Annotated in this window: 16 protein-coding genes; 8 read left to right on the forward strand and 8 right to left on the reverse strand. The window is 43.0% G+C overall.

The window, feature by feature from the left end; translation table 11 throughout:
- Positions 1 to 53: 53 nt before the first annotated feature.
- A complete protein-coding gene (locus GSF13_RS04940; protein WP_010605585.1) occupies positions 54 to 671 on the forward strand; it encodes an HAD-IA family hydrolase in 618 nt (205 codons plus the stop codon).
- A gap of 19 nt (positions 672 to 690) precedes the next feature.
- On the opposite strand, the gene GSF13_RS04945 is transcribed toward GSF13_RS04940, so the two are convergent.
- Positions 691 to 1071, reverse strand: coding sequence for a DUF3224 domain-containing protein (locus tag GSF13_RS04945; RefSeq protein ID WP_211865420.1), 381 nt, complete (start codon positions 1069 to 1071; stop codon positions 691 to 693).
- 144 nt (positions 1072 to 1215) lie between these two features.
- Between GSF13_RS04945 and GSF13_RS04950 the strand changes: the two genes are divergently transcribed.
- Positions 1216 to 2010: a helix-turn-helix domain-containing protein gene (locus GSF13_RS04950; RefSeq protein WP_249122649.1), complete on the forward strand. Its 795-nt coding sequence runs from the start codon at positions 1216 to 1218 to the stop codon at positions 2008 to 2010.
- Between the two features lie 58 nt (positions 2011 to 2068).
- Here the strand turns inward: GSF13_RS04950 and GSF13_RS04955 are convergent, their stop codons facing one another.
- Positions 2069 to 2626, reverse strand: a complete 558-nt coding sequence (locus tag GSF13_RS04955) for a TetR/AcrR family transcriptional regulator (protein ID WP_211865424.1) — start codon at positions 2624 to 2626, stop codon at positions 2069 to 2071.
- 86 nt (positions 2627 to 2712) lie between these two features.
- Between GSF13_RS04955 and GSF13_RS04960 the strand changes: the two genes are divergently transcribed.
- Positions 2713 to 3246, forward strand: a complete 534-nt coding sequence (locus GSF13_RS04960) for a dihydrofolate reductase family protein (RefSeq protein WP_211865425.1) — start codon at positions 2713 to 2715, stop codon at positions 3244 to 3246.
- Positions 3247 to 3286: 40 nt separating this feature from the next.
- On the opposite strand, the gene GSF13_RS04965 is transcribed toward GSF13_RS04960, so the two are convergent.
- Positions 3287 to 4660: an MATE family efflux transporter gene (locus GSF13_RS04965; protein ID WP_211865432.1), complete on the reverse strand. Its 1374-nt coding sequence runs from the start codon at positions 4658 to 4660 to the stop codon at positions 3287 to 3289.
- Positions 4661 to 4754: 94 nt separating this feature from the next.
- On the opposite strand from GSF13_RS04965, the gene GSF13_RS04970 reads away from it, so the two are divergent.
- Both GSF13_RS04970 and GSF13_RS04975 read left to right on the forward strand, forming a co-directional pair.
- Positions 4755 to 5627, forward strand: coding sequence for a LysR family transcriptional regulator (locus GSF13_RS04970; RefSeq protein WP_211865434.1), 873 nt, complete (start codon positions 4755 to 4757; stop codon positions 5625 to 5627).
- A gap of 213 nt (positions 5628 to 5840) precedes the next feature.
- Positions 5841 to 6350 (forward strand): hypothetical protein, encoded by a 510-nt coding sequence (locus GSF13_RS04975; protein ID WP_206471859.1) that lies wholly within the window; start codon positions 5841 to 5843, stop codon positions 6348 to 6350.
- Positions 6351 to 6411: 61 nt separating this feature from the next.
- Here GSF13_RS04975 and GSF13_RS04980 read toward each other — a convergent pair whose 3' ends face one another.
- Both GSF13_RS04980 and GSF13_RS04985 read right to left on the reverse strand, forming a co-directional pair.
- On the reverse strand, positions 6412 to 6648 hold the full coding sequence (locus GSF13_RS04980) for a helix-hairpin-helix domain-containing protein (protein WP_010605577.1): 237 nt from the start codon (positions 6646 to 6648) through the stop codon (positions 6412 to 6414).
- 37 nt (positions 6649 to 6685) lie between these two features.
- Positions 6686 to 7105, reverse strand: coding sequence for a nuclear transport factor 2 family protein (locus GSF13_RS04985; protein ID WP_010605576.1), 420 nt, complete (start codon positions 7103 to 7105; stop codon positions 6686 to 6688).
- A gap of 368 nt (positions 7106 to 7473) precedes the next feature.
- Here GSF13_RS04985 and GSF13_RS04990 point away from each other — a divergent pair, with 368 nt between their 5' ends.
- Positions 7474 to 7965: a GNAT family N-acetyltransferase gene (locus GSF13_RS04990; protein WP_029215811.1), complete on the forward strand. Its 492-nt coding sequence runs from the start codon at positions 7474 to 7476 to the stop codon at positions 7963 to 7965.
- An 85-nt stretch (positions 7966 to 8050) separates the two neighbouring features.
- Here GSF13_RS04990 and GSF13_RS04995 read toward each other — a convergent pair whose 3' ends face one another.
- Positions 8051 to 8806 carry a DeoR/GlpR family DNA-binding transcription regulator gene (locus tag GSF13_RS04995; protein ID WP_010605574.1) on the reverse strand — a complete coding sequence of 252 codons (756 nt, stop codon included), beginning with the start codon at positions 8804 to 8806 and terminating at the stop codon, positions 8051 to 8053.
- Between the two features lie 144 nt (positions 8807 to 8950).
- Here GSF13_RS04995 and GSF13_RS05000 point away from each other — a divergent pair, with 144 nt between their 5' ends.
- Positions 8951 to 9598, forward strand: coding sequence for an HAD-IA family hydrolase (locus tag GSF13_RS05000; protein ID WP_174169129.1), 648 nt, complete (start codon positions 8951 to 8953; stop codon positions 9596 to 9598).
- Positions 9595 to 9882, forward strand: a complete 288-nt coding sequence (locus tag GSF13_RS05005; RefSeq protein WP_019647463.1) for a hypothetical protein — start codon at positions 9595 to 9597, stop codon at positions 9880 to 9882. The genes GSF13_RS05000 and GSF13_RS05005 overlap by 4 nt, the downstream gene beginning before the upstream one ends.
- A gap of 136 nt (positions 9883 to 10018) precedes the next feature.
- On the opposite strand, the gene GSF13_RS05010 is transcribed toward GSF13_RS05005, so the two are convergent.
- The gene (locus tag GSF13_RS05010) at positions 10019 to 13180 is read right to left on the reverse strand and encodes an EAL domain-containing protein (protein WP_211865436.1); all 3162 of its coding nucleotides are present in this window, start codon (positions 13178 to 13180) and stop codon (positions 10019 to 10021) included.
- Entirely contained in the window at positions 13177 to 14127 is a 951-nt protein-coding gene (locus tag GSF13_RS05015; protein WP_211865438.1) for a cytochrome c peroxidase, read from the reverse strand. The genes GSF13_RS05010 and GSF13_RS05015 overlap by 4 nt, the downstream gene beginning before the upstream one ends.
- Between the last annotated feature and the right edge of the window lie 11 nt (positions 14128 to 14138).

Here is a 14138-nt window from a genome sequence, read left to right on the forward strand (position 1 = left end):
CTACCTTTAAGTAGGGCTACGCAGTACACATGCGAAACCAAAGGATATTAAAAATGGATAGGATACCGGTTAAAGGCATTATTTTTGACCTAGATGGCACACTAGTGACATCTGAACTCGACTTCTCACTTATTCGGGCGCAAATTGGCTGTCCGGTAGGGCAAGACTTACTCAGTTTTATCAGTACATTGCCTTCACCTTACATGCGTGAAGAGGCTATGAACATCGTCCACCAACATGAATTATGTGACGCACAGCACTGTGAAGTTATTCCTGGAGTTAAGGAGTCTGTTGCGCACCTTTCGAGAATGGGGGTCCCGCTTGCCGTTGTGACCAGAAACTTTGCAAAAGCGGCGCGATTGAAGCTTAAAACAGCGGGATTGCCAATTCCATTGATTTTAACAAGAGACGATGCGCCAGCCAAACCAGACCCAGCCGCGCTGCTGCAAGTTGCTCAGACCTGGCAAGTGCCACCTTATCAATGTGTTTATGTTGGCGATTACCTCTACGATATAGAGGCGGCACATAACGCCAACATGCCGTCATGCTTGTTTGCCCCTAATGACAAACCTCACTACGCAGAGCAAGCAGATGTTGTCATTAGTCACTTTGCGGAGTTAGTGGATGCGCTGTACACGCTAGACATAAGAAGACACCGCTACTTAGCCTAGCGCAATAACATTGAAGCTATCAGTTATGTGTTATTTGGTAGTTTGCCTTTTTTCCCTCAGTCGACTCAAACGACCCTTTATCACCCACAGCAATAGCATCAACATCGCTTTGTACCACTGTAAAATTACTATGTGCTTTACCGTGCTTAAAACGACCATCGTGCATCAATACAACCTTGCCTTGTTGCCCAGAAAAGTACCCGATTACTGCTTCAAAGCCATTAAACTCAACATCTCCTTCTTCGGCATAGTGAAGCTGATAATAAACTTCGCTACTGCCTTCAATTTCGCCTTCGTAACTGAGGCTCACCACGGCTTTGGAGAGTTTGGCACCATCATCAAATTGTTTTTCTGTGGTTTCTTGCCAATTGATAATTTCGTACACACCTGTTAGTTGCATCGCATTTCCCTTAATTTTATAGTAAAAGAGTTTGACCTTGCTCTGCAGTTTTATGCAGCTTGTTTTAAATCTAGCACGCAATTTAAAATTGGTATTGTAAAAACGCGACAACAAACAATGAGTTCTATCCATAACAAGACAACGATGAAATCTAACCTTAGTCCAGTCACCGGTGTACTCCACCAACAACAAAGCGCTCCAAACTACCAGCTTAGACGGTATTTCCCATGCACAGAGTTAAAAGGTCTTGTCGAGCAATTTTGGTTTGTCGACTGGAGTTTGCCGGATAATAAAACCCATACACAAAGAAACTTACCTGATCCCAACTTTCATTTACTGCTAAGTACCGATGAAATAAAAATTATTGGCCCTGTAAGCAAAGTATACAATTACACAATGCATGGAAAAGGGCAGATCTTGGGGGTTAAATTTAGGGTCGGAGCCCTAGTAGAACGATTTGATATCACCCCTTTGGCATGTGTCGATAAAACCTTTTCTTTGCAGCATCTTTGCGATGTGCCGTCAAGTTCACTTGTTTCTTCATTAACCATGGCAAGTGATGATGCAGAGCGGGTAACAGTGCTATCACAATTTTTAATGTCGTTTACACTCCCTCAAAGCACAGGTGCTGCTATGGCCGAAGGTATTCTCAACACCTTGCAAGATCACAGCGATATTTTTACGGTTGAGCAACTTGCCAAACAATGCGACATGCCAATACGACAAATACAAAGGCTTTGCCAACACTACATCGGTTTTAGTCCTAAATGGCTAATTCGAAAGTACCGCTTGCACCAAGCACTTGCACTGCTTGAATCCAATGCGACTACAATGGCAGACATTGTTGCTCAGTTGAACTATACCGATCAGTCACATCTTATTAGAGATTTTAAAGAAATAATCGGCACCACTCCCAATCGTTATCTCAGGCGTCCCTAACAGGTACTTCGCCTCTATGTGTTGTAATGCCCCTTTACAACGCCACAACGCAATGACATTAAGCCTCAATCGCTTTACAAATTAGTGCAATTGTACCGTTTGTCATCGAGACATTTAACGCTTCTCTATCTGGGTGACACTCCATAGCAAGTGCAAAACCATGTAAATAATCAACCAGTAAGCAAATCGCATCTTGTTGTGCCTGCCCCTGTAATTCAAGCGTTTGAGTGAGCACCTCAAATCGGGTTTGAAACACTTCAGCTGGACCTACTGAGTCCATTGATAGCAGCACAGTTAACAGCCCTGGATAGTCGTCGAGTAGCTGTAAATAACTTACGCTGAGCTTTTGTAGCTCTGTTTGCCACTGTTCATCGCAGCTAGGTTCATATATTTCATCGACTAAAGAGCAGGTCAAAGCTTCGAGCAAAGCCTGTTTGTTTTTAAAGTAGTGATAAATTGCCATCGCATCGACATGTAGGCTGCTCGCTAACGCTCGAATACTAGGCACTTTTCTACTTTCCTTCATCTGCAATTTGGCTGCTTGTATGATCAGCTCCTGACTTAGTGCTTTACCTTCCGCTAACGGTCGGCCACGCTTCTTATCCTTGACACTCATTGTTTACTCTCGCTAAGATAAAATAAATTCTACAGTGTAGAATTTATTTTATCTTGAAATAGTTTAGGGTTCAATTGGAGTATAAAATGGCAAACATCGTCTATATTGGGGCAAGCCTAGACGGCTTTATCGCGGATAAAAACAACCACTTAGACTGGCTACATGATTTACCCAACCCTGAAGGTTCAGACTTGGGGTTCGCCGATTTTATGGCCCGCGTAGATGCCATCATCATGGGACGTAATACCTTTGAGACAATCCAAGGATTTGATTGCGACTGGCCATACAATAAACCTGTTTTTGTATTAAGTAATACGCTTAAAGAAGTGCCAAAAGTCTTTTCAAATAAGGTATCGCTTGTACGGGGTGAACTGACAGATATCGCCGAACAACTGGCTCAGCAGGGCTTTAAAAATCTATACATTGATGGCGGAAAAACCATACAAAGCTTTCTTCAACAAGATCTCATTGATGAGCTAATTATCACGACCATTCCAACTATTTTAGGTGGCGGAATACCTTTATTCGGAAAATTAAACGAACCGCTTAAATTTAGACATGTGAATGCTGTGAGATATTTAGATTGCGTGGTAAAAAATTACTACGTACGCCAAAGATAACCCTAAGAAGGCGCTTAAAATAAGCGCCTGCAGTATGCAACTAAGCGCACAGCTTATCACCTGACGTAGCTTCCATATCTGCATGCTTTAACTGATATAAATCACGCCAAAGCAGAGGGATGATAATAACGGTTAACGTGATGTTTGAGATAGGCACCGCAAGCCACACCCCATCAACACCAAACCAGAAGGGCAATAAATATAAAAACGGCAATTGCACCAACATGTTTCCAAGTGAAATAACCAACGCTTTACCGCCTTTACCTACCGCAACAAAGTACATCGAGGTAAGAAATATAAAACCATCCAAGAATAACGTGGATAGATGCAGCTGCAAACCACGCTCGGCCGCGTTGAGCAAAGCAAAATCCTCACTGAAGAGCCCAAGTACATCCTTCGGAAACAGATAAAACATAGTTACCATCATCACACCAAAACCCAAGCTCACTTTGAGCGCCAGCTTAAACATAGTGTGAATGCGCTGGTAAAGGCCTGCTCCATAATAATAACTGATAGGCGGCTGGACACCATTCGCTACGCCTTCTGCGATAAAATAGTAAATAACGCCAAGGTAACCAACCGCAGCGAAGGCCGCCACCTCAACTTCACTGGCAAATATCAGCAACTGCTTGTTATGTAACGCAACGATAAAGCCAAAATACAAAAACATCACCAATCCTGCTGCGCCTTGCTTTAGTATTTCTAGGGCTAGGGGCTGATTAAACGCACCTTTGGGTTTGTTTTCTTCACCAGAAGTGAGTAAAAAGTAGAGCGCTGCAAGTGCGACTATCCCTTGTGAAATCAGCGTAGCAAGTGCAGCACCGGGAAGTTGCCATTGCATTTCCACAATCATAAAATAATCGAGCACTATGTTGCCGAGCGCCCCTACAATCAGCAAAGCCGTTGCCATTTCTGGTTTACCATTGTTTCTTAGTAGTAACGGCAACGCACCTGCCGCAATGGTAACTCCAGCTCCCCAATTCAATACCTGCAAATAGGCCAAACTGGAATGTAAAAGCTCACCCGATGCACCTTGAAGCTCAAGCAAAGTAGGTCCGAATAATACAAGGACAGTCATTGCAACCACAGTCAAGATAGCGATGAGCCAAAAGCTAGTGCCCATCAGCTGCTGCACGCCTGTATTGTTGCCAGCGCCGCGATAAATCGACAGCAAACTGCCAGATCCCATCCCGATTAAAACGCCAAAACCAATAATGATCCCTATAATGGGCCAAGCAAGGTTTACAGCAGCCAACCCCTGAGCACCAAGGTAGTGACCAATAAAAATACCATCGACGATTTGGTACAATCCATTGACCATCATTGCGACAACGGCAGGGATGGTATAACGCCAAAAAGTGCGGGTAACGTTGGTGTCTTTTGTGGGGGTTTTGCTCGCTGAATCTAACAGCATGATGAAATCCTTAAGCAAGAAAAACCGTTATTATCCTTGTAATTGAGATTGGTCAAAGTTAGTATCCATCCGAAATTCGGATAGGTTAATCATTATGCATTGGACACTCGATCAACTTGAAGCCTTTGTCACCGCCGTCAGGTTGGGGTCATTTTCAGCTGCGGCAAGACACTTGGGAAAGGCACAATCTCGGGTCAGCACCGCAATTGCCAATTTGGAAGCCGATCTAGGTTTTGCACTTTTTGACCGTTCTGCCAGACTGCCAATGTTAAATCAAGCTGGTCTCGATCTGTTTAAAGAAGCTGAAGCGGTGCTCATGCAGTGTCAGCGCCTGCAATCAAGAGCCAATTCTCTTAATAGTGGCGAAGAGGTGTCTCTCACTGTTGCCATGGATGAAGCAGTGCCCATCATCGCATTTGAATCATTGTTTGAACGATTAGCTCAGCAATTTCCGCTATTAAAATTAGCCATTATTAATGGTTCCCAAGACGACATTGCACAATGGGTGAGCGCAAAAAGGGCAGAAATAGGCATTTTATTTCACCAAAAACCATTGCCAGAATCGCTGGATTTCACCTCAATTAGCAGCTTTAAACAAATCTTGATCTGCTCCCCTCACCACTCGCTTGCACAACATTCTGCTCCAAGCATTGAGGAGCTAAACCAACATCGGCAGCTCGTTATACGTGACCGCATTGGTAATACTCAGTCACAAGCCATATCTACAAGCCACTGGCATATTGACAGTTACTATTACATCATGGGTTTAGCCATTAGAGGGGTTGGTTGGGCATTAGTACCTGAACATGTTGTCAACACACCATGGTACATGAACGAACTGGTCGAGCTATCAACCGAACATATTCCTAACCCGCTGGTCGTCGAAATGGGTATCGTGCAACGCAGAGATCAAAGCAAAGGGCCTATCGTGCGATGGCTATACAACGAAACAGCAAGCTTATTTTGACTAAACGTACACTGTCAATTTAAAGCCATATTGGCTCTGCATAGGCTGGTATTTTTTCTACACTGGTGGTTAAATTAACCTGTTTTGGATAAATTACCTTTTAGCAAACGCCAGTAACAAAAGTTCACATTTACATAGTAGAGTGGAATTAATACTGAGAACAAATATAGGAGCACGTAGTCTTAGCATTTAAGACCGCAGTTAGGATACATTATGTTTGATAAAAATACGCTTATTGAAGCTTACGAAAACGTTTTAATTACACTTATTAAAAAGCGCATCAACGAACTAAAATTTTATGTAAATCAAAGCGCTTATTCTCATATGTCGTTATCTGTTGAGTTTTGGCATTACGATGTAAATTGGAATATCTATAGCCTGCCAGAAAGCCGTTTTGAACAACATAAAAACGTTGCCTCAGACGAGTTTATCATCTTATCTGACTTTGAAGAAGACTGCGCAGAAGTCAGTAAACTGAGAGACATTTTCGAGAGCTGGGAAGATATAGAACTCGCTGAAGACGAGGACGAGAATATGGACCTGTTGTTCAAGCTTTCTCATGAAGCACTCGCCAAGGCGCTATGCGGAAACGCAGTAAAACCACTATTGTTAGACATCTTTGCTGAAAATAAGGCATTAAAAAACAAACCGCTTAACGAGCTTATCAAAGTAGAAGATCCGGACGGACGTTTCGACCTCAACTTTGTAGAAACTGTTGCTTAGTAAGCCTAGATAATATGTTTACCAGACTACTTTAAATAAGCCCGTAAAGGGGCTTTACACGCTAGTTCATCTTACGTGCTTTCGTGATTGCAGCTTGAATGGCAGCTTTGGCCTGCGGGCTGTTTTTCCAACAAGTTGTTTGCAACATAGAAGCGACCCGCTCAGCTATTTCTTCAACTTCATAAGTCGCAAGTTCGCTCAAACTGCAAATACCGATTTCTTCAAAACGCTTTATCACCGTTGGGCCGACTCCCTTGAGTGCGAGTAAGGTATTTTTTTCACTTTCAGAGAAAACCATAATTCAGCTATCCTTTTCTTTATCAAAACGCTCAACATTAGCGCGATAATATTGAAATTCTATCACTATCTTGGCTTGAGAAGTCTGGATCAACATAAATATGCATTCTTGTGATCAAGTTATCAGAGAATTCGAACACACTACAAAAACGGCCAGATGAAATTTGATTATCAGGCCAGTGCGTACCATCACGCATCACACCGCCTTCGCGCCCTTCAACAACAACAGTTTTTCCAGACACAATGAAATTAAAATGCGCAATATCGTGCCAAATGCTGTTGAGTGAGCTGCCAATTTTATCGCCAAACTCAAGTAATGCTTGCTTACCAACAGCGTCACCAAACTTTGGAAAAAAGAAAGTCACTTCATCATGAAATAGGTCTAAATAGCTTGAATCTCCAACATCAATCTTTTTAAAGTACTCAGTCACCAATTCAATTAAGGTATTTTTATCCATCGTTTTTTCTTCCTAATCCTTTGCAATTAATTTGTAATCTCACTCTCTTTATTAGGGCAAACAAAATAAAAACAATATAGGTAACCTGAACTTAGATATTTTAGTAACTTAACTAACTTCTTATCCCGAGTTCAGGTTAGGTAATCTCAGTTGAAGAATTTGCGGTGCAAGGCTTGAAGTTAGTATTGTGCATTCCTCGTCTAAAATAATTAACGTTATTTAATGCAATCAAAATACGCAAAATAAAGTCCGATGACGACAATCAACCCCAGCTTACTTTTCTCTACACAAAGCACGCATTGTATACCTCGAAAGGGAATGGTAACTTATTGATGAATTTACGTTTAAATTTATTGAAAGAGAGCTCAATGTTCAAACTAAGACCGTTCCAAGCCAATGATGTTGACAATATGGTCGTGATTTTGAACGATCCCGATGTCGTTCGGTATTTATCAACAAAAATTCCGCAACCTTACACCGAGCAAGATGCCATGTGGTGGGTAAATGAAGGCAGTAAACAAGGCTATGTTCGGGCGATTTGCGATGGTCAGCAGCTTATCGGCTGTATAGGTGTTAACCCTGGCGGGTTTGAATATGAGCGTTCTGGTGAAATAGGCTATTGGCTCGCAAAAAGCCATTGGCGTAAAGGAATTACTCATAAAGCCATTTTACACATTACGTCAGAGGTATTTAACGAGACCAATATTGAACGGATCTTTGCCGCAGTATTTGACGACAATCATGCATCAATGAAGCTACTAGAGAAGTCAGGTTTTGAGCAAGAAGCGGTGTTAAAACGCGCCATATTCAAAAATGAACGTTTCTATAACAATCATATTTTTACCTTATTAAAACCTTAGATATGTAGCTGTTTAGCTCGACCGTAAGTCGGCTACCCTAGCTGCTAAGTAGCCGATATAAACTTGTTAACCTAATGCAACTAACCTAGACCAAAGTAAGCGCTATCTCTAGCGACTCAATCTGCTTTTTTAAGCTTGGATTGATTTCTTCATCGGTAATAATTGTGTCAATTTCGTTAGCTGTAACAATCTGATAAGTAGCGACTTTATCTAGTTTATGACTCGGTCCCATAATCACAGTGTGGTCGCTCTGACGAATAGTAGCAGAAAGGATCTCCGCTTCTTCTATATAGCTCGCGCTAAAACCGTGGTGAATATGGAACGAGCAAATCCCCATAAAAACAATATCAAAACGGATCCGTTTCACCATTTCGATCGCCGTCATGCCTACCACCCGCATTGCTGGTTTAAACATAGGACCGCCTAATACAATCACATCCACCAGCGAATGATAGGCCAACTCTTTGGCGATCAGTGGACAACCCGTAACCACAGTCAACGGCATATTTTTAGGTAAGTGTTGTGCTAAATAACGGCACGTCTCGCCAGAATCAATCACTATCGTTTGTCCAGGCACGAGCATCGCTAAGGCAGGTTCAATATAACGAATTTTACTGGTATCGGGTTTATCTAAACGCTCGATATAGTCAGGAGTATTATCCTGCAGCGCTAAAGCGCCACCATGAACACGCCGCAGGAGCTTAAGCTCAGCAAGTTTGTTTAAATCCCGACGGATTGTGTCTTCGCTCACATCAAGCGTTTGCGCCAAGGACACTGAGGTGATCCGCCCTTGTAAATTAAGCTGATCGAGAATGAATTGATGACGTTCTGCCAATAGCATTGCATGTTCCTGCATGTTTTTGCGTAATTTTACTTGAAAAAGATCGAGATACAAGCGTATTATTTGCACACATATGCACGATAAAGCCGATTTAATATCAACAAACGCCTGTTTATGCATGAAACATTATCATAAGGAGTAAAAATGGCACTTAATTCACTCAACCTGAACCATTATCAGGGATTGATATTCGATATGGATGGCACACTTGTTGATTCTGAAGTTGCAGTACGACAGGCCGTCGCGCCTTGGTGTGAGAAACATCATGTCAATTTGGAAATGGTATTAACAACGGGCCGAGGTGCACGTTTCAAAGACTTTATAGAACAATTTACTCCGCATTTAGATAGCCAGCATGAAGTCGAGCTGTTGGAACAAGCTGAAGCCAACCTTGCCCATACCGTAGCAGCCATTCCTGGAGCTAAATCGTTTTTAAGCGAAATAAAAGCACAGCAACGCAAATGGGCCATTGCAACTTCTGCAAATCGCCACAATGCAATTGCACGACTCACCACAGCAGGTTTACCTATTCCTAAAATATTAATTACCGCAGATGATGTTGGGCAAGGTAAGCCTCACCCTGAGCCATTTTTATTGGCGGCCAAACGATTGGGAGTGGCAGCCTCTAAATGTCTTGCATTTGAAGACTCAGATCAAGGGGTAAGATCCGCACTTAGCGCAGGCTGTGACGTAGTCGTGGTTAACCGTTTTTGCACAATTCACCACGACCATATTGTTGCCCGTATCAATCACTATCAGGATATCTACTTATCAGAGGAAGTAAGCGAATGAAAACATGGCTGACAGGCTTTTATCAAACGAAAGATACCTACTGGGATTTCGCCGGTGTATTCTTCGGCGGTATCGGTTTTATCGCATTATTCGGCCAGCTACTCAGCGAACTTGAGCGCCAAGGCCCAACCAACTTGTCCTTTACGTTTTTAATCGGGTATGTGTTGGTGTTTAGTTTTTGGCTGATGTATGGGCTGAGATTTCAGCGAATGGCAATCATTGTTACCAATGTACTTTGCCTACTTTTACAGATCTTAATTTTACTAACTGCAATTTTGCGTTGAGTAGTTGGCAAAGCTAAACAGCTTTGCCAACCCATCTAGAACGGATTGCCATTTGATTGGGAACCCATTCACGGGCCCAGATATCAGCTCTCATTGGATCACAACACCCCATACTGCAATTTAACAACCACACACTTCAATCCAACCACAGTTTGGGAGGTATTCGCTCCGATGCAATGGCAAATTGCTCAACCCAGTCGATTAATCCTTCAACCGCCATTGGTTTGGCATAAAAGTATCCTTGTACATACTGACAACCAAGGTCTTTTAAGCAATCTAGTTGTCCTTGTTGTTCTACGCCTTCGGCTATCACTTTGAGCGATAAACTCTCCGCCATCGACAAAATCGCGTTGACCAAAACGGCCGCATCTTGGTTTTGATCTATATCTTGAATAAAACCCCGGTCGATCTTTAATATATTGATGGGGAAGCGTTTAAGATAGCTAAGCGAAGAGTAGCCAGTGCCAAAATCGTCGATTGCTAAGTTGACCCCCGTTGCCCGCAGGCTTTGCAGCCAAGCAGTTACGGCTTTATCATCTTCAAGTAAGATGCTTTCTGTGATTTCAAGCGTTAGATTTTCTGGAAGAAAGCCTGATTGCTGTATGATTTGTTTAATGGTAGTGGCGTTAAAGCCAAGTCGATATTGCTGACTCGAGACATTTACCGTCAAATAACAATTCATGCCAAGTGCTTTATTTAATCTGCGAATATCATTACATGCCTTAGCAAGTAACCACTCACCAAGAGGAGCAATAATACCGCTTTCTTCAGCGACAGGAATAAATTCAGCAGGAGAAATATACTGGCCGAAATCAGTTGGCCAGCGCATGAGCGCCTCGACACCATATAATTTACCCGACACCGTATCGACAATAGGTTGGTAATGTACGGTTAAGCGCTGATGTTCAAGCGCAGCTCGGAGCAGCTGCTCCAGCTCAACTCGCCGATTCACCTGTTGCTGCATTTCTTGAGCAAAAAAGTGATACTGATTGCGTCCCGCTTCTTTTGCTTTATACATGGCTAAATCGGCAAGTCGTAATAACTCTTTTTGATCTTTTGCATCACTTGGTAAAATCGCGATCCCGATGCTTGCCCCCGTAAATACCTCAAAGCCGTTGATCACAAATGGTTCGCTCAGTGCTTTGACAATTTTATCGGCTACTTGAGCAGCATGATCCGGGTGCGCAATTTGGCTCAATAACAATACAAATTCATCTCCACCAAAGCGGCTCAAGGTATCGCTTTTACGCAGCAGGCCGTTTAAGCGCTTAGCTACGGAGATAAGTAAGGCATCTCCGGCCTCGTGACCCATGGTGTCATTGACACGCTTAAACCTATCTAAATCAATAAATAACACTGCACTTTGATGATGAGTACGGCTCATGCGTTTAATATCTTGCTCAATGCGCTCAAGTAATAGCGTTCTATTCGGCAGTCCGGTCAACACATCGTAATAGGCTTGATATTCAATCTGCTCTTCTTGCGCTTTGCGCTCGGTCATATCAGACAATATAGCAACGTATTGCTGCACCAGCCCTTTGTCATCATGCACGACACTGATTGCTAGCCACTCTGGATATAAAGTACCGTCTTTACGCTTGTTCCAGATCTCACTTGCCCACTGTCCGTGCGAGTTGAGGGTGCTCCACATCTGCTCATAAAAATGTTTGTCATGCTTACCTGAACTTAAAATATTAGGTCGTTGACCGAGCACTTCATGTTCTTCGTATCCAGTAATTTTGGTGAAAGCTGGATTGACCGCGGTGATCTCAAGTTTTGCGTTGGTGGTCATGATCCCTTCTTGCGTTGCATTAAATACCGCCGCTGCGGTTTTAAGCTGTGCACTTGCGCTTTTTTGTGCAGTGATATCTTCTTTGATCGCAATAAAGTTAATGATTTCCCCTTGCTGGTTTTTAATCGGGGAAATAGACGCGTACTCCCAATAGTAATCTCCAGACTTACGGCGATTGTAAAACTCACCACGCCAGACTTTGCCTTGTTTGATGGTTTGCCACAGCGTTTTGTAGTCGGTAAATCCTTGTTTGGAGCCTAGTACTTTGGGTGTTTGTCCTTTCACATCCTCAAGTGAATACCCAGTAACTTGTTCAAACTTAGGGTTAACGTATTCAATGCGAGCACGAGGATCGGTGATCACAATAGAAGAGGGGCTTTGCTCAATGGCATGGCCCCACTTGCGAAGCTCTTCTTCCGCTTGTTTAAAAAGGGAAACATTAACACTCACAAACACTTGGCCATTGTTGTGTGTATTCGTTTGTTTTACCTGTAACCAAGCGCCAGATTCGGTTTGATGCAAATTGGCGTCGGAGTTAAAAATTTCTCCAAACTGCTGCTGCCACTCTTCTAACTTGCGTGGCATTTTTTCGCTATCGGCAATTGCAAAATGATTACGCCAAGCACTGTTACAGAGCAGCAAATTGCCACTGCGACTAAAAAGAGCAAAGCCTTCGGTTAAACGCGCAACGGCATCAGACAAAGTTTGGCTGGTGCTCAGAATTTTATTTTTGGCCACATAAAGCCGATTTGCAAACACAATCAAGAGCAAAAATAGCACAATGGTCAGCAGTAAAAGCAATTCACTTTGATGCTTGGTTTTTTCTATGGTTTCACTGTGATGCTGGCTATATGCCGCGTAAAGGGCTGAAAAAGCTTGATCACTCGGCAAAGACAAAAAGCGTTGTTTTGCCTTTTTTAATTCTGCACTGTTAGCAAGCGCGACGTTAAAATGCTGATAGATAAGCTGCTCTAAGCCATTTTCAGAGTTGATGGTCATTAAAGGCTCTGCGACAAATTCATAGAGCTGACCCAACATTAAATTAGCAAGCATTCTATTGGCGTGGGTTGCCAGTTCGGGCTCACTCTGCTCCAGCTCGATTAGCAACTCGGGGAGATAAAGCAGGCTGTTTTTAATATTTGCTGCCGCTGTTTTAATGGATTCGACTTGCAATACTTTATTGCTGAGTAGCTGACGATAGGCATCAAATTGCTGTCGAATGTCGGGCGTGGCTTCTGCAAATAATGCATCTCGCTGTGGTGTATTCAAAGCGTCGATTGCATGTGCTAATTGCGCTAACTCATCATATTGATTGAGCTGTGCACTAAGCATTTGTAACACCGCGGCATCCAGTTTGGCATCAATACTTTTGGCTTCAAAGAGCAGGGTAACTCGTGCTTGGTGTGTTTGACTGCTGAGCTCTTGCTGCGAGTAAAAATACGCAAACAGCGCAATTGGCGCGCACAGCAGTAACGCTTGCACACCAATGAAAGCCTTATTCTTCATTCGTGGTTTTCCAAATCCATTTCATGGTGATGTCCTGCTAGACTGTCAATAAAGGCAACTAGCTTGTTTATATCGGAGTCTGATATATTGCGACCAAGTTGGTATTTGGCCATGGTCGCAACGGCGGATTCTAGGCTGCTATGACTAGCATCGTGAAAAAAGTATGCTTGTTTGCTAGCAAGTCGCAAGCTCGGTACTTTGAACACAAAGCGATCTTGCTCGTTGCCGGTAACGTTAAAACGGCCATAATCCGCTTTTTGAATTGGTGTATTTCTATCGCCAAAATAATCACCAAAGGTGCCCATTTTGGCAAACATATTGCCACCAACATTGCGCCCTTGATGACAGCTAATGCAACCATACCGTTTAAATAACTCATAACCGGCAATAGCCGACTTAGGTAATCCTATGCTGTTATCCTTAAGCCATAAATCAAACGGCGCATTAAGCGTGATTAACGACCCTTCAAAAGTCGCTATTGCATCTTTTACCGTGTGCTGCGTTACTCCTTGCGAGTACACTTTAGTAAATTGCGCGACCAGCGTTTTATCTTGATTTAACTTGGCAACGACTTCTGGCCAAGTCATATCATGCTCTTTTGGGTTTAAGATGGGTGAGTCGATTTGATCATAAAGCGATTGCGCACGGCCATCCCATGCTTGACGAATATTAAAAGCCGCATTGTAAACAGTTGGAGTTTTTAGCTCACCGAGTGCGCCATTAACGCCACTGGAAAGGGGCTTTACATCCGCGCCATGACTGGGTAATTGGTGACATGACGCACAGCTGACTTGGTTTCCTCGGGAAAGCCGCTTATCAAAAAAAAGTGATCTGCCCAAGCTGACTTTATCGGCATCAAGCCCTATTGCAGGCTCAAGTGGCAGAATTGGCTCATTTGCTGCTCCCAATAATGGAAACGCAAAAAGTAATAAACTCCAAATTCGCATACACTCCGCCC

This window comes from Pseudoalteromonas sp. M8 (genome assembly GCF_018141365.1).
GTDB lineage: Bacteria > Pseudomonadota > Gammaproteobacteria > Enterobacterales > Alteromonadaceae > Pseudoalteromonas.

Coding starts and splice junctions, on each gene's coding strand:
- GSF13_RS04970 (WP_211865434.1), top strand. CDS start 4,755: ATGCATTGGACACTCGATCAACTTGAAGCCTTTGTCACCGCCGTCAGG.
- GSF13_RS05010 (WP_211865436.1), bottom strand. CDS start 13,180: ATGAAGAATAAGGCTTTCATTGGTGTGCAAGCGTTACTGCTGTGCGCG.
- GSF13_RS04980 (WP_010605577.1), bottom strand. CDS start 6,648: ATGGTTTTCTCTGAAAGTGAAAAAAATACCTTACTCGCACTCAAGGGA.
- GSF13_RS04990 (WP_029215811.1), top strand. CDS start 7,474: ATGTTCAAACTAAGACCGTTCCAAGCCAATGATGTTGACAATATGGTC.
- GSF13_RS05005 (WP_019647463.1), top strand. CDS start 9,595: ATGAAAACATGGCTGACAGGCTTTTATCAAACGAAAGATACCTACTGG.
- GSF13_RS04940 (WP_010605585.1), top strand. CDS start 54: ATGGATAGGATACCGGTTAAAGGCATTATTTTTGACCTAGATGGCACA.
- GSF13_RS04960 (WP_211865425.1), top strand. CDS start 2,713: ATGGCAAACATCGTCTATATTGGGGCAAGCCTAGACGGCTTTATCGCG.
- GSF13_RS04965 (WP_211865432.1), bottom strand. CDS start 4,660: ATGCTGTTAGATTCAGCGAGCAAAACCCCCACAAAAGACACCAACGTT.
- GSF13_RS04945 (WP_211865420.1), bottom strand. CDS start 1,071: ATGCAACTAACAGGTGTGTACGAAATTATCAATTGGCAAGAAACCACA.
- GSF13_RS05015 (WP_211865438.1), bottom strand. CDS start 14,127: ATGCGAATTTGGAGTTTATTACTTTTTGCGTTTCCATTATTGGGAGCA.
- GSF13_RS04995 (WP_010605574.1), bottom strand. CDS start 8,806: ATGCTATTGGCAGAACGTCATCAATTCATTCTCGATCAGCTTAATTTA.
- GSF13_RS04985 (WP_010605576.1), bottom strand. CDS start 7,105: ATGGATAAAAATACCTTAATTGAATTGGTGACTGAGTACTTTAAAAAG.
- GSF13_RS04950 (WP_249122649.1), top strand. CDS start 1,216: ATGAAATCTAACCTTAGTCCAGTCACCGGTGTACTCCACCAACAACAA.
- GSF13_RS05000 (WP_174169129.1), top strand. CDS start 8,951: ATGGCACTTAATTCACTCAACCTGAACCATTATCAGGGATTGATATTC.
- GSF13_RS04975 (WP_206471859.1), top strand. CDS start 5,841: ATGTTTGATAAAAATACGCTTATTGAAGCTTACGAAAACGTTTTAATT.
- GSF13_RS04955 (WP_211865424.1), bottom strand. CDS start 2,626: ATGAGTGTCAAGGATAAGAAGCGTGGCCGACCGTTAGCGGAAGGTAAA.